The 21,103-nt window shown below is 59.4% G+C and carries 22 protein-coding genes; 10 read left to right on the top strand and 12 right to left on the bottom strand.

What is annotated here, in order from left to right; genetic code table 11:
• Positions 1-183: 183 nt before the first annotated feature.
• From WCY31_RS06875 to WCY31_RS06850, 6 genes are read left to right on the top strand one after another with little or no spacing between them, the layout of a single operon-like run.
• Positions 184-852: a DUF4198 domain-containing protein gene (locus WCY31_RS06875; protein WP_345971804.1), complete on the top strand. Its 669-nt coding sequence runs from the start codon at positions 184-186 to the stop codon at positions 850-852.
• Positions 852-1,271, top strand: a complete 420-nt coding sequence (locus tag WCY31_RS06870) for a hypothetical protein (protein WP_345971802.1) — start codon at positions 852-854, stop codon at positions 1,269-1,271. Before WCY31_RS06875 ends, WCY31_RS06870 begins: the two co-directional genes overlap by 1 nt.
• Positions 1,268-2,242: a transporter gene (locus WCY31_RS06865; RefSeq protein WP_345971800.1), complete on the top strand. Its 975-nt coding sequence runs from the start codon at positions 1,268-1,270 to the stop codon at positions 2,240-2,242. Before WCY31_RS06870 ends, WCY31_RS06865 begins: the two co-directional genes overlap by 4 nt.
• A 9-nt stretch (positions 2,243-2,251) precedes the next feature.
• Positions 2,252-2,899, top strand: a complete 648-nt coding sequence (locus WCY31_RS06860; RefSeq protein WP_345971798.1) for an energy-coupling factor ABC transporter permease — start codon at positions 2,252-2,254, stop codon at positions 2,897-2,899.
• Positions 2,889-3,437 carry a hypothetical protein gene (locus WCY31_RS06855; protein ID WP_345971797.1) on the top strand — a complete coding sequence of 183 codons (549 nt, stop codon included), beginning with the start codon at positions 2,889-2,891 and terminating at the stop codon, positions 3,435-3,437. The genes WCY31_RS06860 and WCY31_RS06855 overlap by 11 nt, the downstream gene beginning before the upstream one ends.
• Positions 3,430-4,212 (top strand): ABC transporter ATP-binding protein, encoded by a 783-nt coding sequence (locus WCY31_RS06850; RefSeq protein WP_345969086.1) that lies wholly within the window; start codon positions 3,430-3,432, stop codon positions 4,210-4,212. Before WCY31_RS06855 ends, WCY31_RS06850 begins: the two co-directional genes overlap by 8 nt.
• Positions 4,213-4,266: 54 nt before the next feature.
• Here WCY31_RS06850 and WCY31_RS06845 read toward each other — a convergent pair whose 3' ends face one another.
• The 9 genes from WCY31_RS06845 to WCY31_RS06805 all read right to left on the bottom strand — a co-directional run bounded on the left by WCY31_RS06845 (position 4,267) and on the right by WCY31_RS06805 (position 12,690).
• Positions 4,267-5,253 (bottom strand): lytic murein transglycosylase, encoded by a 987-nt coding sequence (locus WCY31_RS06845; RefSeq protein ID WP_345971795.1) that lies wholly within the window; start codon positions 5,251-5,253, stop codon positions 4,267-4,269.
• Complete coding sequence (locus WCY31_RS06840; RefSeq protein ID WP_345971793.1) at positions 5,234-6,031, bottom strand: shikimate dehydrogenase; 798 nt, start codon at positions 6,029-6,031, stop codon at positions 5,234-5,236. The genes WCY31_RS06845 and WCY31_RS06840 overlap by 20 nt, the downstream gene beginning before the upstream one ends.
• A complete protein-coding gene (locus WCY31_RS06835) occupies positions 6,028-7,434 on the bottom strand; it encodes an anthranilate synthase component I family protein (protein WP_345971791.1) in 1,407 nt (468 codons plus the stop codon). The genes WCY31_RS06840 and WCY31_RS06835 overlap by 4 nt, the downstream gene beginning before the upstream one ends.
• Positions 7,435-7,446: 12 nt before the next feature.
• Positions 7,447-8,136: an SPOR domain-containing protein gene (locus tag WCY31_RS06830; RefSeq protein ID WP_345971789.1), complete on the bottom strand. Its 690-nt coding sequence runs from the start codon at positions 8,134-8,136 to the stop codon at positions 7,447-7,449.
• Positions 8,129-8,665, bottom strand: coding sequence for a DUF1882 domain-containing protein (locus tag WCY31_RS06825; protein WP_345969081.1), 537 nt, complete (start codon positions 8,663-8,665; stop codon positions 8,129-8,131). Before WCY31_RS06825 ends, WCY31_RS06830 begins: the two co-directional genes overlap by 8 nt.
• Positions 8,665-9,912 carry a serine hydroxymethyltransferase gene (locus WCY31_RS06820; protein ID WP_345969080.1) on the bottom strand — a complete coding sequence of 416 codons (1,248 nt, stop codon included), beginning with the start codon at positions 9,910-9,912 and terminating at the stop codon, positions 8,665-8,667. Before WCY31_RS06820 ends, WCY31_RS06825 begins: the two co-directional genes overlap by 1 nt.
• Before the next feature lie 124 nt (positions 9,913-10,036).
• Positions 10,037-11,593 (bottom strand): lysine--tRNA ligase, encoded by a 1,557-nt coding sequence (gene lysS / locus WCY31_RS06815; RefSeq protein WP_345971787.1) that lies wholly within the window; start codon positions 11,591-11,593, stop codon positions 10,037-10,039.
• Positions 11,594-11,608: 15 nt separating this feature from the next.
• Positions 11,609-12,091, bottom strand: a complete 483-nt coding sequence (locus WCY31_RS06810) for a Fur family transcriptional regulator (protein ID WP_345969078.1) — start codon at positions 12,089-12,091, stop codon at positions 11,609-11,611.
• Positions 12,088-12,690 (bottom strand): CvpA family protein, encoded by a 603-nt coding sequence (locus WCY31_RS06805; protein ID WP_345969077.1) that lies wholly within the window; start codon positions 12,688-12,690, stop codon positions 12,088-12,090. Before WCY31_RS06805 ends, WCY31_RS06810 begins: the two co-directional genes overlap by 4 nt.
• Positions 12,691-12,840: 150 nt before the next feature.
• Between WCY31_RS06805 and WCY31_RS06800 the strand changes: the two genes are divergently transcribed.
• Positions 12,841-14,190, top strand: a complete 1,350-nt coding sequence (locus WCY31_RS06800; RefSeq protein ID WP_345971785.1) for a class II 3-deoxy-7-phosphoheptulonate synthase — start codon at positions 12,841-12,843, stop codon at positions 14,188-14,190.
• Between the two features lie 94 nt (positions 14,191-14,284).
• On the opposite strand, the gene WCY31_RS06795 is transcribed toward WCY31_RS06800, so the two are convergent.
• From WCY31_RS06795 to gatC, 3 genes are read right to left on the bottom strand one after another with little or no spacing between them, the layout of a single operon-like run.
• Positions 14,285-15,361, bottom strand: a complete 1,077-nt coding sequence (locus WCY31_RS06795; RefSeq protein ID WP_345969075.1) for a type IV pilus twitching motility protein PilT — start codon at positions 15,359-15,361, stop codon at positions 14,285-14,287.
• Positions 15,358-15,705, bottom strand: a complete 348-nt coding sequence (locus WCY31_RS06790) for an arsenate reductase family protein (protein WP_345971783.1) — start codon at positions 15,703-15,705, stop codon at positions 15,358-15,360. Before WCY31_RS06790 ends, WCY31_RS06795 begins: the two co-directional genes overlap by 4 nt.
• Entirely contained in the window at positions 15,702-15,992 is a 291-nt protein-coding gene (gatC, locus tag WCY31_RS06785) for an Asp-tRNA(Asn)/Glu-tRNA(Gln) amidotransferase subunit GatC (RefSeq protein ID WP_345969073.1), read from the bottom strand. The genes WCY31_RS06790 and gatC overlap by 4 nt, the downstream gene beginning before the upstream one ends.
• A 178-nt stretch (positions 15,993-16,170) precedes the next feature.
• Between gatC and WCY31_RS06780 the strand changes: the two genes are divergently transcribed.
• From WCY31_RS06780 to WCY31_RS06770, 3 genes are all read left to right on the top strand, one after another.
• Positions 16,171-16,452, top strand: coding sequence for a hypothetical protein (locus WCY31_RS06780; RefSeq protein ID WP_345969072.1), 282 nt, complete (start codon positions 16,171-16,173; stop codon positions 16,450-16,452).
• 93 nt (positions 16,453-16,545) lie between these two features.
• Positions 16,546-19,053, top strand: coding sequence for a sugar phosphate nucleotidyltransferase (locus tag WCY31_RS06775; RefSeq protein ID WP_345971781.1), 2,508 nt, complete (start codon positions 16,546-16,548; stop codon positions 19,051-19,053).
• The gene (locus WCY31_RS06770; protein WP_345971780.1) at positions 19,053-21,086 is read left to right on the top strand and encodes a glycoside hydrolase family 57 protein; all 2,034 of its coding nucleotides are present in this window, start codon (positions 19,053-19,055) and stop codon (positions 21,084-21,086) included. The genes WCY31_RS06775 and WCY31_RS06770 overlap by 1 nt, the downstream gene beginning before the upstream one ends.
• Positions 21,087-21,103: the final 17 nt, after the last annotated feature.

The following is a 21,103-nucleotide window of genomic DNA, read 5'->3' as shown; positions in this document are numbered from 1 at the left end:
CAGTTTTTTGTAACGTGCCGCCTCAGGGGAGGGGACGGCGGCGGAAAAAAGCATATTTCATCTTTTTTGGTCCCAAAACGATATAAGAAATGATTTCGTTTAGTGCGGCTTTAGTGATCCTTCTTTAAGATGCAGGTGAATAATGATTCATTTAAATCAGCGCAGGCTGATCGGGAGGCATGCATGTACCGACTCTTTCTTCTGTTGGCGACGGCGGCGACGCTCACGGCACACGAGTACTGGATCGACGCGTCGGGAAGCCTTCAGCGGGGACACCTGGGCGCGGATGCATCGGAGCATATGCACAAGGACGAAGCGGTGAAGCAGTACCCCTCGGAGCGCTACTGCCGCCAAAGTGGCGCCGTGGACGAAGTGAAAGGGGTGTTCGGGGTCTCCGAGCGTGTCGGCACGGCCTGCGACACGATGATGGTCATATTGCACCTGGGCGACTACGCCAAAACCCCTTACGGCATCGTCGCTGCCTCAGAGGCGAACCCGGCGATGGTACTTAAGAGCTGGGAGAGTATTGAGAGTGTCAAGCGCCTGAACCAGCTGTCGGATTTCGCACCCCTGGGCAAAGGGTTTGAACTCAGTTTCAGCCGGGACCCCTCCGGCCTGGAAGCGGGGGACAAGATGCGGCTCCTGGCAACCTATGACGGCGCGCCGAAAGCGGGCGCGGTCGTTGCCTACGAGGGGCGGGTCGTCGGCACGACGGACGACGCGGGGCGCATCAACGTCCGCATCCGCCATGCGGGACTGCAGCTGGTCCGTGCCACCCTGCGGCAGCCGTTGACAAACGCACCCGTCGCCGAGCGCCTCTACAATGCGACGCTGAACCTGGAGGTGAAGTAATGCGCTTGTTCCTCGCGCTGTTGGCCCTGGTGTCGCTGCTATCGGCCCATGACCTTGTGCACCGGGTGTCGCATTCGGAGTGCATCGCCGTCTCCTTCGCCTACGCCGACCAAAGCGACTTCTCCTACCAGGCGTATGAGCTCTACGCCCCGGGGGAGACGATCCCTTACCAGGTCGGGCGGACGGACAAAACCTCCTCGCTCTGTTTCCGGCCGACGAAGCAGGGGGTGTGGACCCTGAAAGCCTTCGGCGAGGACGGGCACGGCGCGTCGGTGGAAATCACCGTCAATGAGCATCTGGCGCTCAGCGGGTATGCGCAGCCGCTGTACGAGAAGTTTCAGAAGATCTTCGTCGGGCTGGCGCTGATCTTTGCGCTGTTCTGCACGCTGTATCTGTATAAAAAAAGGAGGAGTAAATGAAAAAGGTATTGGGAGGTTCATTATTGGCATGTGCCGCGGCATGGGGGCATCACGGCGTACCGTCGATCAGCCTGACCGGGGTCGACGGGCCGGGGGCGCCGCTGGAGACGACGAGCTCATCCACGCTGCCCGAAGGCTCCTTTCTTGGGTATCTGAAACTCGACCACGCGAAGTACAAAACCTATACGAGTGCCAGGGACGGCGAGATGGATCGGACGGACTACTGGCTCTACGGTCTGGGCTACGGGGCGACCCCTTACCTGAGCGCCTATGTCTTTATGCCCTACTATACGAAGGCGCTGGACGATTCGACGATGGTATCGGGCTTCCATGACGTCAATTTCCAGGTCGTTCTCGGCCTGGTCTACGACGAGGGGTTCAAACTCGCGCGCAAAAATGAAAGTCTGGACGACATGGAGGATTGGCACTTTACAATTTTTGCCAACGGTACCCTGCCAACGGGCAATTCCGAACGCAAGGACGCCGGCGGTGCACTCATTGACCCGGGGATGCAGACGGGGTTCGGCGAACCCTCGCTGATGGTCGGCGCCAGCATGACCAAGTGGTTCGGCAACGCCTTTACCTTTGTCGGCGACTGTTCGTACAATACCTTTTTTGAACACACCTATGACGACGGTACCAAGCTACGCTTCGGTGACGAGTACCGCGTCAACGGCGCGGTGACGGCAAGGGTCTACGAAGTGCCGAAGTCGCGGCTTCGGGTCGACGCGTCTCTTGAGGCGAACTACCTCTACCTCGGCCGGGACGAGGAGGACGGCGTGGGCGCCGAAGCGACGGGCGGGTCTATCCTTTACACGACTCCCAGCCTGCGCTTGACCTACAAGACGATCTCGGCCGCGATGGGCGTGAAGCTGCCGACGGCGACCGACCTGAACGAAGAGGATCTGCAGCAGGGCTCCGAGGGCAAGGAGCGCTACCGCTTCATCTTTACCTTTTCGACCCTCTTTTAAGGCTTAACAATGCATATACCCGACGGTTTTCTCTCCCCGGCCACCTACCTCCCCGCCACCGCCGTGGCGGCGGGGCTTATCATCCTGGCCCTGAAGCGCACCGAGCTTGATGCGGACAGGATCGCCGGCATCGCGGCGATCAGCGCCTTCAGCTTTGTCGCAATGCTCTTTGCGATCCCGATGCCCGGCGGCACCTCGGTGCACCTGGGCGGGGTGGGGCTGATGGCGGTGCTTTTCGGCCCCTGGACGGCCTTCGGCGCGCTCTCCCTGGTGCTGCTGGTGCAAGCGCTGCTTTTCGGGGAAGGGGGTGTCACCGCGTACGGGGTGCACGTCATCGCGATCGCCTTTGCCGGCACGCTCTCCGCCTACGGCATCTACCATTTCCTCAAACGCGTTTCGGAGTCCATTGCCCTCTTCGCGGCGGGCTGGATGGGTCTCGTCGTCCCGGCGGTGATCGTCGCGGCGGTGCTGGGCATCCAGCCGCTGATCGCCCACGACGCCTGGGGCAAACCGCTCTTTTTCCCTTTCGGGCTGGAAGTGACGCTGCCGAGCATCGTTATCCCGCACCTGATCGCGGGGGTTGCCGAGGGGGCTGTGACGGTGATGATGGTGCGTTTCGTAAAGCGCTACTTCAAGGGGGTGTTTTATGCAGCGTGAGCGTCTCTGGCTCTTCGCGTACCTCGCGGGGATCGTCGCGCTCGGCTACATCCACGACGTCCGCGTGGTCGCCGCCGCCGTGCTCGTGCTTGTCGCGCTGGGCGGGCGGCGGCGCTGGCTGCTGCTGCGCCGGGCGGTCGCGGCCCTGCTGCTTTTTAACGCGACGGTGACCCTGACCTATCTGCTCGCCCACTACTTTTTCGGGCTCCCCGAGGCCGCCCTGCTGCTGATAAACCTGCGCGCCCTGGCGATGACGCTGATGACCTTTACGCTCGTGTCGCGCATTAACATGGCCCGGGCACTTTCCTTCTCAAAGACGCTCTCGCTGCTCTATACGCTCTGCGTGTCGCAGGTCATCGCCTTTATGCGCAGTTACGCGGCGTTCTCGGAGGGGCTGAAGAGCCGCCATGCCGGGCGGCAGCGCGGCACGAGGCTGCACGCGCTGCTGGCCCAGCTCTATTTTTTCATGTACAAAACGCTCTCATTGTCGCAGGAGAATGCGATGGGGATGCGCTCACGGGGGGTGATGGATGATTGAGTGCCGTAACGTCTGTTTCGACGCGACCGATTTCGAGGGGGAGAAGTTCCCGCTCCTGCGCGACGTCTCTTTCACCATAGGGGAGGGGGAGAAGATCGTGCTCTTCGGGATCAACGGTTCGGGCAAATCGACGCTGCTCAAACTCCTCAACGGGCTGGAGTATCCCAAAAGCGGCGAGATCCTCTACGGCGGCGCCTTGATGGACAAACGTTTTCTCAAAGCGAATAAAGGGACGTTCCGGCGGGAGAACGTACTGCAGATGCAGGACCCCAACAGCATGCTCTTCAACACCAGCGTCTACGAGGAGATCGCCTTCGGGCCCCGCAGTTTCGGGTTTGACGACGTCGACGAAAGGGTAAGGCACTTCGCGGAGCTCTTCGGGGTGACCAAGCTGCTTGAACGCGCCCCCTACCGGCTCAGCGGCGGGGAGAAGCAGCGCGTGCTGCTGGCGTCCCTGCTGGCCGTCGAGCCGAAATTCCTGATGATGGACGAACCGACGGCGCACCTGGACCCGCCGACGACGGGGTGGCTCGTGGAGCTGCTGCAGGAGATGAAGATCACGACCCTGCTGTGCACGCACAACCTCAGCCTCGGCCGGGAGCTGGGAACAAGGGCCCTGGTGCTCGGTCCAGACCATACCCTGCATTACGACGGCCCGGTCGAAGCGCTGTTCGAGCGCCTGGAGATCCTGGATGAGGCGAGGCTGCTGCACCGCCACCGCCATACCCACGAGGGCAAGGAACATACCCACGCGCACCTGCACGACTGGGCGTAGGCCATTTGAAACATCGCTACGCGAGCGGTACCCTTGTTTTGCCCGGATACCGTATTATTTGTTTAAAAGAACGTGGGCGTCGTAGGCGAGCCGCAGCACGCCGAGCGCGTAGTTGCTGGAGTTGTTGTAGCGCATGATCTTCTTGACGTAGAGCGAGAGGTAATCCAGTTCCGGCTTTTTGCAGGCGAAACAGTTGTAGGTGTGTCCGTTGCGCCCTTTGTCGAAGGCGAACGAGGCGTTGTCGTTGGCAAAATCGTAGTCGTACCACGCGGACTCCACCGTCGGCATCTCCGGGAACTGCTTCCAGTCGATCAATGCTTTAAACGCGGCGTTTTCGTTCAGGAAGCGCGCGGTGGAGAGGATAGCGTCCTCCATCCGTTCCAGGTCGCCCGTCCCCTCGCCGTAGCGCTCGATGAGATAGAAGTTCTGGGGCATGAACTGGGGGATGCCGACGGCCCCGGCGTAGGAGCTTTTAAAGCGGCACTGGGCCGGCGCGATGCCGTTGGCGTAGCAAAACTGCATCAGCGAGACGATGTTGCGTTCGGCCATGGCGAGGAGCCCCTTGTTGCGCGGGGTATTGCCGGGAAGTTCGCGCACGAGGGTGTTGAAGACGGTAAAGGCGTCGTGCTTGGAGCCGAAACGTCCCAGCCTTGTTTCCTTGGCGAGGATGGCGGCGATGACCTCGCGGTTGACGTGAAAACGCCGTTCGGCTTCGTCGTAGACGGCGCGGTACTGCCGCAGGTTCTCGACCATCGCGGGCACGAAGGTGACAAGGGCGTTGTTGGCGCGTTTTTCGTTGGCGTGGTGCACCGTGATCATCTTGGGGCTGAAGAGGCGGAGACTCTGGCCGTCGCGCAGGGCGGTCTGGGAGTCGAGAAGGTAGCGGTTGGCGTAGTCGATGCTGACGCCCTTGGAGACGGCTTTTTTGCAGATAGTTTCGTAGGCGTCCAGCCTGAAGGCGCAGTCGCTGTAGGCGAAGAGGGTGGTGCCAAGCAGGGGAAGCAGGAGGGCGGCAGCGCGCTTAGAAGGCAAAACTTTCACGCATCACCTCTTCGATGGATTCGGCACTGTAGCGCTCTTCGGTGAAGAAGCGGTTGGCCAGGACCCCCTGGCCCAGGAGCATCTCGGCACCGTCGATGGCGCGCAGGCCGTTATCGGCGCAAAGGGCCAGAAAGGGCGTCACCTTGCCGTAGATGGCATCGGCCCCGTAGCGGCTCTGCTGCAGCAGCGGGAGCAGCAGGGCTTCGGGGGCGGGGAGGCTGTCGTCTTCGAGCCCGGCCGAGGTCGTGTTGACGACGAGGTCGTAGCCTTTAGGGGTGAAATCGTCCCAGGTCATCGTCGCGAAGCCGTCGTCGGCAAAGGGGGCGAGGCGTCCGGCGGAGCGGTTGAGCACATGGACGCTCTTGCCCTCCTGTCGCAGCCGCGAGGCCAGCGCGCGGGCCGTACCGCCCGCGCCGAGGATCAGGACGTCATTGACGTTCTCAAAGTTGCGGATGGCGAAGAGGAAGCCGTCGGCATCGGTGTTGTAGCCGATGAGCTTCCCGTTTTCGTTGATGATCGTGTTGACGACGCCGACCTCGCGGGCGAAGCCGCGGATCTCGTCGCAGGCGTTATAGGCGGCCTCTTTGTGCGGTACGGTGATGTTCGCGCCCTGAAGCCCCAGGTCGAAGAAGGTTTTGCGCAGCTTGGTGCCGTCGGTAAGGTGTACCCGCGTGTAGCAGCCGGGAAACCCCAGGCGTTTGAAGACGTGGTTGTGCATCAGCGGCGAGCGGGAGTGGTGGACGGGATCGCCGAAGATGGCGAAGAGGGCGGGGGTCAAAACTTCAGGTCCTCCAGGGAGCTCATCAGTGCGCCCAGTTTGTTCTGGACTTCGAGGTACTCCAGTTCGGGCTGGGAGTCGGCGACGATGCCCGCGCCCGCCTGCAGGATCACCTCGCCCGGTTTGACGAGGGAGGTCCGGATCGTAATGGCGCTGTCCATGTTGCCGTCGAAGCCGAAGTAGCCGATGGCACCGCTGTAGAAGCCGCGCTTGAGGCCTTCGAATTCGGCGATAAGCTCCATCGCGCGGATCTTCGGCGCCCCGGTCATGGTGCCGGCGGTGAAAGTCGCCATAAAGAGGTCGAACATATCTTTATCGTCGCGCAGTTCCGCGGTGACGTCGCTGACGATGTGCATGACGTGGGAGTAGCGCTCGATGTGCATCATATCCTCGACCTTGACCGTACCGGTCTTGGCGACGCGGCCGATGTCGTTGCGGCCCAGGTCGATGAGCATAAGGTGCTCGGAGAGCTCTTTGGGGTCTGCCAGCAGCTCCTCCTCGAGTTCACGGTCGCGCTCTTTGGTGTCGCCGCGTTTGCGGGTGCCCGCGATGGGGCGCAGCAGCAGTTCGTTCTCCTGCAGTCGCACCATGACCTCCGGGGAGCTTCCGACAATGGCGAAATCCTCGTACTCCATCAGGAACATATAGGGCGAAGGGTTCTTGGTGCGGAGGATGCGGTAGAAGCTGAAGGGGTCCACATGCGCTTTGCGGGTGTAGCGGTTCGTCATCAGGATCTGGAAGACGTCGCCGCTCTTGATCATCTCTTTGGAGTCCGCCACCATCTCGAAGAAGCGCTCCTTCGTAAAGGCGAAGCTGCCCCCTTCGTCATTGTGCATCGGCACGAGCGGCGTGTAGTCGTACTCGCCCTTGATCTCGGCCTCGAGGGTGCCGAAGAGCTCCGCCATCGCGTCCAGGGTCGTCAGCAGGGTAACCTTGTGGTTCTGGTGGGAGTAGACGACGACGAGTTTGGGCAGGATCAGGTCGAGGTCGGGCACCTGCATCGGGTCGTCGAGCTTCTCCATGTAGCTCTTCAGTACCGGTTCGAACACCTTGACCATGTCGTAGCCGATGTAGCCGATAAAGCCGTCGGCGTAGCCGATGTCGAGGCTCTTGCAGACCGCTTTGTACGGGGCGGTGTCGATCGCGGCGTAGTAGGACTTGAGAAAATCAAAGGGGGAGGTTGCGGAAACATCGGTTTCGCCCGCGCCGTTCGTATAGCGGGTCTCGCCTTCGCGGTACTGCAGCCGCTCGCGCGCGCCGATCAGGACGATGCTGTTCTTGCCGCCGCTGCCGCCGGCACTCTCGAACAAAAAGGTGATCTCGTCCGCGAAGGCGTTTTTGAGTTTCTGGTAAAGCGCGATCGGTGCGAACTGATCGAGCATAAACTGGGTATGGTGGAACATAACTCTCGCTTCTTACGGTTTGATGGTATAGATGAACGCGCCGGACTCGATCTTGCGGCGGACGTCCTGCAGATGTGCCTTGGCATCGGTGCGGTTTTTGAACGGACCGACGAGGACCTTGTTGGCCGTTGCACCGTTGATGACGACCCGGTGGAAGGTGTAGTCGTAGCCGCTGCGCTTGATGTTGTCCAGGAAGGCGCGGTTGGGCTTGTAACGGCTGAACGAGCCGACCTGGATATAGATGTCGCCCGGTGCCGGGTGACCCGCGACGGTCGGCGTAGGTGTCGGCGTCGGTTTGGGCGTCGCGACCGGTGCAGGCGCCGGCTTCGGCTGCGGTGCGACTTCGGGTTCCGTTTCGTCGATGACGATGATGTCGCTTTGTTCGATCGGCACCGGGTTGGCGACTTCGGGGGCCGCGGCCGGCGTGGCATCGGCTGTCGGGAGCGGGGCCGGTTCAGGCATTTCGGCCGTTGCGTTGACGGATGCCGGAGGCGTTACCGGTTCCGCAACGGGCTGGGTGACGACTTCGGGATGGGCCACCTGCACGGGCGAGGAACCGCTCATACGCCCCATGATGACGACAATGACGATGGCGACGACCACCAGCGTGCCGACTCCGATAAGCATCTTCTTGCGGGTACCGTCCCGTGCGCTCCGGTTGAGGATGATATCGTTGAGTTCGTTGTGGTGTTCGTCAGGCATGCTGGGCTCCTTTGCTGCCGCCGGGTGTAAACAGGGCGTAGGGAAGATTGATGATGTTGTAGGCATCGGGCAGGGTATCGGTCGGAAAGACCCGCCATTGCCGGTTCATTTTCTCTTCTAGTTTTTGGGAAATGATTTTACCCATTTCAACGGCCTGTTGTAAAGCGTTGCCGCAGGGAATGTAGAGGTGCAGGTGCTGCGGGGTGGCCGACTGGAAGGTGACCAGCTCCCCGTAGCCCAGGGCGGCAAGGACTTTTCCCGCATGGTGGTAGAAATGTTTTGCCGCATCGCCGTTGTAGTCGATCACGATAAAAGGGACGTTACCGTCATCGTCGACAAGGGGATGGGCCAGGGTGAGCTGCCCGGCGCGGTGCGCGTTGATCAGCGCATCGCTCAGCGGCGCCTCGATGTGTTTGTATTTTGAAAAGAAGGTGCGGTTCCCGAAGGAGATCTTCTCAGCCACCTCCGGCATCTTCTGCCAGTAGTGGTTCCGGACGATCCCTTCGAAAAAACGGGCCTCTCTGTCCATCAATACGTCGGCTGGGAGTAGATGACGAACTGCTGGGCGAGTGCTTTGAGCTCTTCTTTGATCTCGGCCTGCTTGGCTTCGTTCTCGATATCATCAAGGACGTCGCAGATGCGGTTGGCGATGATCTCGAACTGCTCCTCTTTCATGCCGCGCGACGTAAGTGCCGGCGAACCGATACGGATACCGGAAGTGACAAAGGGCGAGCGGAATTCGCCCGGGACGGTGTTTTTGTTGACGGTGATGCCCGCGCGGCCCAGCGCCGCGTCGGCGTCTTTACCGCTGAAGTCTCGGTCCAGGAAAGAGACGAGGACGAGGTGGTTGTCCGTACCGTCGCTGACGACCTTGTAGCCGCGTTTCATGATGACCTCGGCGAGGACGCTCGCATTGGACTTAACCTGCTTTGCGTAGGCTTTCCACTCCTCGGAGAGGTTGTATTTGAAGCCGACGGCTTTGGCGGCGATGACGTGGACCAGCGGTCCGCCCTGCAGGCCCGGGAAGATCGCGGAGTTGATCTTCTTCGCGATCTCTTCATCGTTGGTCATGATGAGACCGCCGCGCGGACCGGCGAGGGTCTTGTGCGTCGTCGTCGTGACAACGTCCGCGTACGGGAACGGGCTCGGGTGCTCACCGGCGGCAACGAGGCCGGCGATATGGGCGATGTCCGCAAAGAGGATCGCACCGACTTCGTCGGCGATCTCTCTAAACTTCTTGAAGTCGATCTCACGGGCATAGGCGGAAGCGCCGCAGACGATGATCTTCGGCTGGACGATGCGGGCGATATCCATGACGCGCTCGTAGTTGATGCGGCCGTCGAGTTCGACACCGTAGGTGAAGCTCTGGTAGTTCTTGCCCGAGAAGCTCGGCTTGGCGCCGTGGGTCAGGTGACCGCCGTGGCTCAGGTCCATACCGAGGATCTTGTCGCCGGCTTTGATCAGCGCGGCGTAGACGGCACCGTTCGCCTGGGAACCGGCGTGGGGCTGGACGTTGGCGAATTTACAGCCGAAGAGTTCGCAGGCGCGGTCGATGGCCAGCTGCTCGACGGCATCGGCGAATTCACAACCGCCGTAATAGCGTTTTTGCGGGTAACCCTCGGCATATTTGTTCGTAAACACGGAACCCATCGCCTCCATGACGGCCGGCAGGGTAAAGTTTTCGGAAGCGATCATCTCAAGGTGGTCGGTCTGACGCTCCAGCTCTTTTTCACACAGGGCATAGACTTCGTTGTCAAACTCTTGCAGAAAGCTCATTTTTTTCCTCTTTGTTGATTTGTTTTATACGGCATCCGAACAAAGTCCGGCTGCCTACGCTAACGCTATGTTCACCTCGGCGGTGGGCCCGCGTGCAGGTGAACCGCACTCATGTTTTTCTTCTCTAAATCTCGCTCAAGTCTACGTCAGGTTCGTTTGTGTCTTCTCCGTCGTTAGATTGATTGGTTTCGTGTTTCAGCGGCTTCATCGCCGGGAACAGGAGCACGTCGCGGATGGAGTGCTCGTTGGTCAGCAACATGACGAGACGGTCGATACCGATCCCCTGGCCGGCGGTCGGCGCCATCCCGTAGCTCAGCGCGCGGACGAAGTCCTCGTCCATCTCGTGCGCCTCTTCGTCACCGCCGGCTTTGGCTTCGAGCTGTCCCTCGAAACGGCCGAGCTGGTCGATGGGGTCGTTGAGCTCGCTGAAGGCGTTGGCGATCTCGCGCCCCGCGATAAAGAGTTCGAAACGGTCGGTGAGGGCGGGGTTGGCGTCGTTACGGCGCGCCAGCGGGGAGATCTCGACCGGGTACATGGTGATGAACGTCGGGTTGATCAGCTTCTCCTCGACGAAGGCGTCGAACATCTCGCCCTGGAGCTGGCCGACGTTGAGACTGTCGCTCACCTCAAAGCCGTTTTCGCGGAGGTAGACAAGCATCTTCTCTTTGTCGTGGACGATGATCTCCGGTACGCCGCCGATCGCGCTCAGCGATTCGACCAGCGGGATCTCCGTGAACTTGGAGAAGTCGACTTCCATCTCACCGTAGGGGAGCAGCGTCGGCAGGTTCAGGTGGTCGAAGAGGTACTCGAAATACTCCTTCGTCAGCGCAATGAGGTCCTTGTAGGTCTTGAAGGCCCAGTAGAACTCGATGGAGGTGAACTCCGGGTTGTGTGTTGCGTCCATTCCCTCGTTGCGGAAGTTGCGGTTGATCTCGAAGACCGCTTCGAAGCCGCCGACGATGAGGCGCTTGAGGTAGAGCTCCGGGGCGATACGCAGGTAGCGGTCGACGCCCAGGGCGTTATGGTGCGTCACGAAGGGCTTGGCGTTGGCGCCGCCGGCGATAGGGTGCATCATCGGCGTTTCGACCTCGAGGAAACCTTTGTCCTCGAAGAAGCGGCGCGTGAGCGAAATGATCTGGCTGCGAATCTTGAAGGTCTTGCGCACTTCGCTGTTCATGATCAGGTCGAGGTAGCGCTGGCGGTAGCGCATCTCTTTGTCGGTGAGACCGTGGAACTTCTCCGGCAGCGGGGCGATCGCCTTGGTCAGGAGTTTGAGGGCGTCGACGTGCAGGGAGAGCTCACCCTGTTTGGTGACGAAGGGGAAACCTTCGACCTCAATGATGTCGCCGACCTCGATCTGTTTTTTGAAGACCTCGTTGTAGAATCCCTCCGGCAGGTTGTCGCGGGTGACGTAGATCTGCAGCATGGCGCTTTCGTCTTCGATCTTGACGAAGCTCGCTTTTCCCATGATGCGGAAGAATTTGATGCGCCCCGCCACGCAGTAGCGGCGATTCTCGTCGCGTTTGGTCTCGCTGTGCGCCAGGTCGGAGTTGACGTTCAGGAATTTGTCGATGGTCGTATTGCGGGCCGAGTCGTTGGCGTAGGGGTTGATGCCCGCCGCCTTGAGCGCTTCGGCTTTTTCGATACGTTGCTGGATATATTTGTTGTCAAAAAAAGACAATAGCGATCTCCTCTGTTAGATGTTTAGTTTTTTCCGGCACTCGGCGCAGACCCCGTAGATCTGCATGGAGTGGTCCTTCATCAGGAAGCCAAGCGCGTCGGCGATGGCGTGCTGCCGCTTCTCGATCTCCGCGTCGACGAACTCCGTGATGGAGCCGCACTCGGTGCAGATCATGTGGTCGTGGTGCTCCTTGGCCCCCAGTTCGTACTTTTTGCCCTGGGCGCCGAAGGAGAGGGAGGTGACGATATCCTCGTTCTCCAGCAGCCCCAGCGTGCGGTAGATCGTCGCGATCCCCGTTTTGAGGTCCGGATAGTTCTCCTGGATCTTCTTGTGGAGCGCTTCGGGGGTCAGGTGCTCGTCGGAGTTGTAAAGGGTTTCGAGGATCACTTCGCGCTGGATCGTGAACTTCAGGCCGTTCTTTTTGAGCAGCTGTTTGAAATCCTCAAGGAGCTGTTCGTACTCGATCGTCTTCGCGGTAAAGTCGTTATCTTGGCTCATTGCGTCTTCTCCTTCAACTGCGATTTTACCGTATCGATGATCTCGCCGGCGCGTTCAAGCGAGATGCCGGTGTCGTTCGTCTCGTTTGCCGGTGCGGGTTCGGGCTGCAGGCTCTCGGTGTCGAGGTGCATGATATAGCCGCCCGTTTCAACGAGAATCGGGAAGAGAATACTCCCTTCGAGCGGCTCTTTGATGTTGTCGCGTATCGTCACGACGTTGTTGAGGGCGTAGGCGATGACGGCCGCGATCAGGAAGAACTTCCCGCTCCCGAAGACGAAACCGGCGATGCGGTCGAGCGCCCCCAGCCCGCTGGCCGCACTCAGGCGTTTGAAAAGGTGCCCCAGGCCGACCATCACGAGCCAGAAGAGGGCGAGGGTGAGGAGGAAGCCGGAAAAAGCGATAAGAGACGGGCTTTCGAAATGAAAAATGTTGTCGCTGAGGAAGGCACCGACCTCGCCGCTGACACGTGAAGCGACAAAGATACCGCCGATGATGCCGATCAGCCCGAAAAGCTCTTTGAAGAAGCCGTTGAGAATGCCTTTGAGGCCAAGCAGCAAGATGATGACGGAGACGACCAGGTCGAAGTAGTTGAAATCCATTCAGAACGCCCGTTTTGAAATTGAGAAGAATTATAAACAACTCTCACTAAAAATAGCTTGACAAAGTGCCCGGAGCGCGTTATTAACCCCCTGTTAAAGCTTCCTGATGTATGATTCCCACCCAAAATTAGTTATAAGGTATAGAGAGCTATGAGCAACTGGTCACCATCGAGCTGGAGAAGTTTTCCGATCAAGCAGCAACCGACATACCCCGATCAGGATCATCTGAAACGGGTCGAAGCGGAGCTACGGCGTTATCCCCCGCTGGTCTTCGCGGGCGAAGCGCGCAATCTCAAGGCCCAGCTGGCTCAGGTTTCCGACGGTAAGGCATTCCTGCTCCAGGGCGGTGACTGCGCCGAAAGTTTCTCCGAGTTCCATGCCGACAATATCCGCGACACCTTCAAAGTGATGCTGCAGATGGCGGTCGTGATGAGTTTTGCCAGCGGCCTGCCGGTCGTCAAAGTGGGACGCATGGGAGGTCAGTTCGCCAAACCGCGTTCTTCCGATACGGAGACCGTCGACGATGTCACACTGCCAAGCTACCGCGGTGACATTATCAACAGCATCGAGTTCACGGAGGCCGCGCGTATCCCGGACCCGGAACGCATGATCCATGCCTACCACCAGGCGGCCCCGACGCTGAACCTGCTGCGTGCCTTTGCTTCGGGCGGGATGGCGGACCTGCACCAGGTGCACAAGTGGAACCTCGATTTCGTCAAGCAGACGGAGATGTCGGAGAAGTACGAAGCCTTCGCGGGGCAGATCGAACAGTCCCTGCGCTTTATGGAGGCGTGCGGCGTGACGTCGCAGAGCTACCGCACCCTGCGCGAAACGGACTACTTTACCTCCCACGAAGCGCTCCTGCTCAACTACGAAGAGGCCTTCACCCGCCAGGACTCCCTGACGGGCGACTGGTACGACGTCTCCTCGCACATGCTCTGGATCGGCGACCGCACGCGCCAGGTCGACGGCGCGCACGTCGAGTTCCTGCGCGGCGTCAAGAACCCGCTGGCGTTCAAAGCCGGCCCGTCCATGACGACCGAAGACCTGTTGAAGCTCTGCGACACCCTCAACCCGGAGAACGAAGCGGGACGCATCAACGTTATCGTGCGCATGGGTGCGGGCAAGGTCGGCAACCATCTGCCGGAGCTGATCCGCGCCGTCGAGCGTGAAGGCAAAAAGGTGCTCTGGAGCTGCGACCCGATGCACGGCAACATCATCAAGTCCGGCAACGGCTACAAGACCCGCCGCGTCGACGACATCCTCACCGAGATGAAAGAGTTCTTCCAAGTCCACAAATCCGAAGGCACCTACGGCGGCGGCGTCCACCTGGAGATGACGGGCAAGAACGTCACCGAGTGTCTCGGCGGGGCCTTCCAGATCACCGAAGAGGACCTCAACAGCCGTTACCACACCCACTGCGACCCGCGTCTCAATGCGGACCAGTCCCTCGAACTGGCGTTCCTGATCGCCGATACCCTCAAAGCTGCACGCGCGTAATTTTACACGCGGCGGCACCCTTCAGATTCAAAACAATTTCAAGAAAAACAAATAAGTGATTTTTCCCCGAGCGGGGATGTGCGAAGCGGTGCGCTTAGAGCGCGGCGGCGTCAAGCGCCTTGATGAGTTCGTCGGGGCGGTTGGACCACTGGATGGCGTCTTGCTTGGAGATGACGCGTTTGCGTACCAGGTCGAAGAGTTCCTGGGTCTGGGTGACCATGCCGGTCTCCTGCTGGTTGAGCTGCATCTGTGAGTAGAGCTGGTGGACCTTGTCTTCGCGGATCAGGTTGGCGATCGCCGGGATGTTGATCATCAGCTCCTGGGCTGCGACACGGCCGCCGCCGAGGCGCGGCAGCAGCGCCTGGGCGATAATGGCGATGATGGACGTGGAGAGCTGGGCGCGGACCTGCGGCTGCTCGTCCCCGCTGAAGACGTCGATGATACGGTTGATCGTCTGCGGCGCGGAGTTGGTGTGCAGGGTACCGAAAACGAGGTGACCGGTCTCGGCGGCGGTGAGTGCTGCGGCGATGGTCTCCTTGTCACGCATCTCCCCGACGAGGATGACGTCGGGGTCTTCACGCATCGCGTATTTGAGCGCGTTGGCGAAGTTGGCGGTATCGGTCCCGACGTTACGGTGGGAGAAGAGACACTGCTTGTTGGTGTGGACGAATTCGACCGGGTCCTCGACACTGATAATGTGGCGGTTTTCCGTTTCGTTGATCTCGTTGAGCATCGCGGCCAGGGTGGTGGACTTACCGCTACCGGTCGGTCCGGTGACGAGAATCAGTCCTTTTTCGCGTTTGACGAGTTTTTTGAAGATCGGCTTGGCATTGAGATCGTCCAGGCTCGGGATCTCGATCGGAATGATACGGAAGGCGCAGGCGATGTCGCCCATCGTTTTATAGTAGTTCGCACGGAAACGGCCGACTTCGGGGAGCAGGATCGCGAAGTCGAGTTCGTTATGCTCTTCGAACTCTTTCTTCTGTTTCTCTGTCAGCAGGGAGTAGGACATATCCTCAATTGTTTTGCCGTCGAGGACGGGAAGGTTCAGTGCGACCAGGCGCCCGTCGATACGGATCTGCGGTTCGGAACGGGAAACGAGGTGAAGGTCCGATGCATTGTAGGCAACGACGCTTTTTAATAGTTTACGGATATCCAGGGTCTGACTCATGAGAGAAATTCTCCTTCGTAGAGGGGTTCATTGAAACCGATTATAACATGATTTCCGGTTTCGACAACAGGGCGTTTTATTAACAGGTTTTCTTTTGTGAGCCAGGTGCGTTTTCCGGCATCATCCAGGTTCAGCTCTTTGAGTTTCAGGGTGCGGTAGGTCGTGCCCCGGGTGTTGAAAAGCTGCTGCATTTCGGCACCTTGCGACAGCCAGCGGCCGACGTCCGATTCGCCGACGGGATCTTTCTTGAAGTCGACGAAGGTGTAGTCGATGGCGTGCTTTTTGAAAAAGGCGAGGGCCTTTTTGACGCTGTCGCAGTTTTTGATGCCGTAGACCGTGATCATTCGATAATCTTCGGAACGATAAAGAAGTGCTCGTCGCTGTGCGGGGCGTGCGCCAGGATGTCGTCGTTGACGGCGGTGTCACAGTTCGGAACATCTTCGCGCAGCTGCGTCGCATTGGAGGTCATGGCGAAGGTGTCGGGAACGTCTGTTGTGTCAAGCGCGCTAAGATTGTCGACGAATGAGACGATCTCGCTGAGCTGGCCGATCACTTCCTCGCGATGGGCCTCATCGATTTTGAGCATTGAGAGTTTTTCCAGACGGCTTAACAGGGCGTCGTCGATTTGCATGGCATACCTTTTTTGACGTAATGATATTAATTGTAGCGAAAAGATACTTAGATTCTGAGGGCTACTTTGACCCTGCAGCAGGGAGGGTTGATTAAATTGCAATCACTTTGTAATCTGTTTTGCATACTATTTTGTAGTAAAATCCTTTACGCACATTTCAAAACATACGAGGTGGGTAATGATCAGAAAAAAACAGAACGGACAAAAAGTCTGGGTTACGTTTACGGTGTCCCCTGAAACAGGGATGGAAACGGTCGCACTGTGCGGCGCCTGGAACGGCTGGTCGGACGAGCCGATGAAGCAGAAGAAGAACGGCGAGTTTTATCTGACAAAGGTATTGCCCGCCGGTAGCACATTTGAATTCGGCTACAAAAGCGGTGACGGCGCCTGGATGGCGGAAACCGACTGTACTTGCGTTCCCTCGCCGTTCGGCAGCGACAACGCTTTGCTGGAGCTTTGAATGCCCTTTGAACTTTAAATAATGCAGTAAGGACGACGTAACTGCCTTACCGGTCGTTAAACGGAGGGGTCGATTTAATTGTGAGGAGAGTGTATGAAAGCCGTTGTTATGGCAGGTGGGTTTGGAACGAGGATCCAGCCGTTAACCCATTCGCGTCCCAAGCCGATGCTGCCGATCGTGAACCGTCCGATGATGGAGCACACGATGTTGACCCTGAAGGAGCTCGGGATCACCGAGTTTATCGTGCTGCTCTACTTCAAGCCCGATGTCATCCGGGACTATTTCAAAGACGGTAGCCACCTGGGCATCAATATCACCTACGTCCTGCCCGATGACGATTACGGCACGGCGGGGGCGGTCAAGCTGGCCGAAGAGCATATCGGCGACGACAACTTCATCATCATCAGCGGTGACCTGGTGACCGATTTCGATTTCAAGAAGATCTTCGATTACCACGCGCAGAAAGATTCGAAGCTGACGATTACGCTCACTTCCGTCGAAAACCCCCTGGAGTTCGGGGTGGTGATCGCGAACGAAGAGGGCCGGATCGAGAAGTTTCTTGAAAAGCCGAGCTGGGGCGAGGTCTTCAGCGATACGATCAATACGGGGATCTACGTCATCGAACCGGAGATCCTCTCCTATATCCCGAGCAACGAGAACTTCGACTTCGCCAAGGACCTTTTCCCGCTGCTGATGCGCGAAGGGGTTCCCCTGATGGCCGGGAACGCCGAAGGGTACTGGCGCGACGTCGGCAACCCGGAGAGCTACCGCGATGTCTACGAGGATATCCTCGGGGGCAGGGTGAAGGTGCAGATGCCGCCGGTCCGCCGGCAGTACCCTGACGGCGTGCTCTTCAGCGACGAGCCCTATGAACTCGACAGCAGCGTCGAGATCATCGGGACGGTCGTCCTGGGACGGAACGTCACGATCGGCAAGGGGACAAAGCTGAACAACGTCGTTGTCGGCGACGACTGCGAGATCGGGAAAGAGAGCAAGGTGCGCAACAGCGTACTGTGGGAGCGGGTCAACGTCGACAAACACGCCCTCTTTGACGGCTGCGTCATCTGCAACGACAACAAGATCGGCAAGAACGTCACGGCGAAGGCGGGGATGATCCTGGCCGAAGAGTGTGAGATCGGCCAGCTGGTCACCGTCGAAAAAGACGTCACGATCTGGCCGCACAAGGTGATCGAGGACGCCGCCATCGTCAGCCGCAGCGTCATCCTCGGGAGCCGCTACAAGAACTCCATCTTCGAGAACGGCTACGTCATCGGGAAATCCAACGTCGAGCTCTCCTGCGAGATGGCAACGAAGCTTGCCGAAGCGTTCGGCGCCCAGCTGCCCATCGGTTCGACGGTCGTCATGGCCCGGGACTACAACAAGGGATCGCGGATGCTCAAGCGCGCCTTCGTCGGGGGCCTGCTCTCGTCCGGCGTCAACGTCAAGGATTACAACGGCATTCCCTCCTCGGTCCTGCGCTGCAGCCTCTCCATGGACAACGGCGTCGTCGCCGGGGTCTACTTCCGCCAGCAGATCGACGACCCGACCAGTACGGTCATCACCTTCTACAACCATGAAGCCCTGCGGATCAACAACGAGGTGGCAAAGAAGGTGGAAAAGGCCTTTTTCAAAGAGACCTTCCGCCGGGTGGACTTCTCCCAGATCGGCCAGATTTTCGAGTCCGACCACGCCAAAGAGTATGCCGCCTATCAGAAGCAGATGGAACGCCTCTTCGATGCCCACCTCTTCAAGCGCGGCGGGTACCGGATCGCCGTGGACGTGATGCACGGGATGGGGTACGAGGTCTATCCGGATATCCTGCGGGACATGGAGGTGGACAATATCATCTTCAACGCCTATGCGGATGAGCAGCGCCTCGCGAACATCAACTCCCTGGTCAAGCGCTCCGTCAGCGACCTGAGCGCCGTGATCCAATCCATGCAACTCGATGCAGGCTTTTTGGTCTACCCCTACGGCCAGCGTCTGGAGATCGTGTGCGACGAAGGGAAGGTGCTCGAGAAGCAGACGGCCCTCTATATCGTACTGACGCTGCTGAACATGGAAGCGCGCGAACGGGGCGAGAAGATGAAAGTCTTCCTGCCGACCTGGGCGGCGGACATTGTCTACTTCGACGCCCTGGAGATCGAACGGGGGCAGTACGCGAACTTCAAATCCGAGCAGATGCGCCAGTACGACCTGGTGGCGACAGGGGAGGGGAACTTCGCCTTTACCGCCTTCGCGACGCACCGTGACAGCATGTTCGCGACGTTGAAGATCCTGGAGCTGATGATCAAGTTCGACGTCAAACTCTCCGACCTGATCGCATCGCTGCCGAAATTCTATTACCGCGCGGCCCAGGCAGCGTGCAGCCAGTCCCACAAGGGCAAGATGATGCGCCGCTTCCTCGAGGATGCCAAGGGTAAAGACGCGTCGACCCTCGACGGGGTGAAGATCTGGCTCGATGCCAACGACTGGATCCTGATGATCCCAGACCAGTACAACGACAGTCTCAACCTCTATATCCAGGCGGAGTCGGATAAACGCGGCGAGGAGATCCTTTCGGAATATACCGCCAAGATCGCGGAGTGGGCCACAGTCTAATGCGCAGAGCATCGCTGAACCTCGCATTCATCTGGCACATGCACCAGCCCGATTACCGGGACAGCAGCGGTGTCATGACGATGCCGTGGGTGTTCCTGCATGCCATCAAAGATTACTACGAGATGCCGTGGCTGCTGACGCGGTTCCCGGGTCTCAAGGCGACGTTCAACGTCACCCCTCCGCTGATCGAACAGCTGAACCTCTACCGCGATCCGCTTGCCAACGACGCCTTTTTGGCGCTCTGGATCAAACCGACGGAGCAGCTCGAGGAGCATGAGCGCGCCTGGATGGTCAAGATGTGCAAATCGACGCAGTTCGAAACGATGGTGCGGCCGCTGCCGCGCTATGCGGCGCTCTTCCACCGCGACGATTACAGCCACGCGCAGCTGCTGGAGCTGCAGCTGCTCTTTATGCTGGCATGGTGCGGCAACTACCTGCGCCAGCACAGCAGCGTAGTTAAGAAGCTTTTGGCGCAGCAGGATGCCTACTCCCAGCGGGACAAGCATGCGCTGCTCGAGGAGCTGACCTCCTTTGTCGCAACGATCCTCCCTTTTTACGCGCAGCTGCAGAAGTCGGGGACGATCGCCGTCTCGACGACGCCGTACAACCACCCCATTCTGCCACTGCTGCTCGATGTCGGGAACGCCAAAAAGGCCAATCCCCACACGACGCTGCCGGCCAACCCGCTCTCGCTCGAGGGAGACGCGGTGGAGCAGGTACGGCGCGCGATCGCCCTGTATCAAAAGACGTTCGGAACGGACCCGGTCGGGTTCTGGCCGGCAGAAGGGGCGGTGGACGAGCGCAGCGTCGGCATTTACCGGGAACACGGTCTCAAATGGATTGCGACGGACGAGGAGATCTTGTTCCGTTCGCTCAAAAACAGCGCCCGCGAGGACCTCTACAGCCCCTACCGTTTCGACGGCGTCACCATCGGCTTCCGCGACCACGGGCTCAGCGACCTCATCGGCTTTACCTACCGTTTCAAACCGGCGGACGAAGCGGCGGAGCACTTTATCCGTTCCGTCGGCGGTATCGCTTCGGGAAAAGCGGAGCGTACCGTCTTCGTCATCCTTGACGGGGAGAACGCCTGGGAGTTCTTTGAAAACAACGCCTACGACTTCTTCACCGCGCTCTACGCCCGATTGAAGAGCAGCGACGGCCTGCAGACGGTGACGATGAACGAGGTTGCACTCCAGCCCGATCAGCCGACGCTGCCGCATCTGGCGCCGGGAAGCTGGATCTACGGCAACTTCGACACCTGGAGCGGCCACGTCGAGAAGAACCGCGCCTGGGAACTGATCTACCAGACCCGCCGCGATGCCGACCACCACGGGGGCGGGGTTGACCCGGAGACGGCGGAAAAGATCCGATTTCATTTCCTGGCCGCCGAATGCAGCGACTGGTTCTGGTGGTACGGCGACGACCACGCGACGGACTTCGCCGAAGAGTTCGACGCGCTTTTCCGCGACCACCTTATCGCTATCTACCGCCTGCTGGGGATGCAGCCCCCGGCCGATCTTTTCGATCCGATCATCACCCAGAAGGGGCGCGATGCTTTCCTCACCTACCCGCAGAGCGCGGTCTCGCCGATCATCGACGGAAAGGAATCGAGCTTTTTCGAGTGGCTGGGCAGCGGTATGGTCGACGAAAGCAAGGGGTACTCGACGATGGACCGGGTCCGCGGCCCCATCGAGAAGATCCACTACGGGCATGACGAGGAACAGGTCTACCTCGCTTTCGAAGGGGACACCGAGATGCTGCGCACCAAGGGGTGCATGCTGGTTGTGACGATCGAAGAGAACGGCCGGCAAGCGGTGGTGCCGATGGCGAGAACCCTGCAGGATAAGCGGCTCGCGTTCGCCTTCGACGAGCGCCCGGAACTGGCGCTCTCACGCGAGGGGTTCCTCGGGCTCGATGTCTTCCATCTGCGTTTCGAGATTACCCACGGCGACGAGATTATCCAAACGCTGCCGGGGTACGGATCGCTGCATATCGATATGAATGAAACTTACGCGGAGCACTGGTTTGTCTAGGAGAAAAGAGCACATGG

Source organism: Sulfurimonas sp. HSL3-1, assembly GCF_039645995.1.
In the GTDB taxonomy this organism is placed as follows: domain Bacteria; phylum Campylobacterota; class Campylobacteria; order Campylobacterales; family Sulfurimonadaceae; genus Thiomicrolovo; species Thiomicrolovo diazotrophicus.
Note: the sequence above shows the minus strand (reverse complement) of the source record. Positions and strands in the feature narration are given on the sequence as shown.

Bases quoted from the DNA above. Each gene is read 5' to 3' on its own strand.
- WCY31_RS06875 (WP_345971804.1), top strand. From the start codon at position 184: ATGTACCGACTCTTTCTTCTGTTGGCGACGGCGGCGACGCTCACGGCA.
- WCY31_RS06870 (WP_345971802.1), top strand. From the start codon at position 852: ATGCGCTTGTTCCTCGCGCTGTTGGCCCTGGTGTCGCTGCTATCGGCC.
- WCY31_RS06865 (WP_345971800.1), top strand. From the start codon at position 1,268: ATGAAAAAGGTATTGGGAGGTTCATTATTGGCATGTGCCGCGGCATGG.
- WCY31_RS06860 (WP_345971798.1), top strand. From the start codon at position 2,252: ATGCATATACCCGACGGTTTTCTCTCCCCGGCCACCTACCTCCCCGCC.
- WCY31_RS06855 (WP_345971797.1), top strand. From the start codon at position 2,889: ATGCAGCGTGAGCGTCTCTGGCTCTTCGCGTACCTCGCGGGGATCGTC.
- WCY31_RS06850 (WP_345969086.1), top strand. From the start codon at position 3,430: ATGATTGAGTGCCGTAACGTCTGTTTCGACGCGACCGATTTCGAGGGG.
- WCY31_RS06835 (WP_345971791.1), bottom strand. From the start codon at position 7,434: ATGTTCCACCATACCCAGTTTATGCTCGATCAGTTCGCACCGATCGCG.
- WCY31_RS06830 (WP_345971789.1), bottom strand. From the start codon at position 8,136: ATGCCTGACGAACACCACAACGAACTCAACGATATCATCCTCAACCGG.
- WCY31_RS06825 (WP_345969081.1), bottom strand. From the start codon at position 8,665: ATGGACAGAGAGGCCCGTTTTTTCGAAGGGATCGTCCGGAACCACTAC.
- WCY31_RS06820 (WP_345969080.1), bottom strand. From the start codon at position 9,912: ATGAGCTTTCTGCAAGAGTTTGACAACGAAGTCTATGCCCTGTGTGAA.
- WCY31_RS06810 (WP_345969078.1), bottom strand. From the start codon at position 12,091: ATGAGCCAAGATAACGACTTTACCGCGAAGACGATCGAGTACGAACAG.
- WCY31_RS06805 (WP_345969077.1), bottom strand. From the start codon at position 12,690: ATGGATTTCAACTACTTCGACCTGGTCGTCTCCGTCATCATCTTGCTG.
- WCY31_RS06800 (WP_345971785.1), top strand. From the start codon at position 12,841: ATGAGCAACTGGTCACCATCGAGCTGGAGAAGTTTTCCGATCAAGCAG.
- WCY31_RS06795 (WP_345969075.1), bottom strand. From the start codon at position 15,361: ATGAGTCAGACCCTGGATATCCGTAAACTATTAAAAAGCGTCGTTGCC.
- WCY31_RS06790 (WP_345971783.1), bottom strand. From the start codon at position 15,705: ATGATCACGGTCTACGGCATCAAAAACTGCGACAGCGTCAAAAAGGCC.
- gatC (WP_345969073.1), bottom strand. From the start codon at position 15,992: ATGCAAATCGACGACGCCCTGTTAAGCCGTCTGGAAAAACTCTCAATG.
- WCY31_RS06780 (WP_345969072.1), top strand. From the start codon at position 16,171: ATGATCAGAAAAAAACAGAACGGACAAAAAGTCTGGGTTACGTTTACG.
- WCY31_RS06775 (WP_345971781.1), top strand. From the start codon at position 16,546: ATGAAAGCCGTTGTTATGGCAGGTGGGTTTGGAACGAGGATCCAGCCG.
- WCY31_RS06770 (WP_345971780.1), top strand. From the start codon at position 19,053: ATGCGCAGAGCATCGCTGAACCTCGCATTCATCTGGCACATGCACCAG.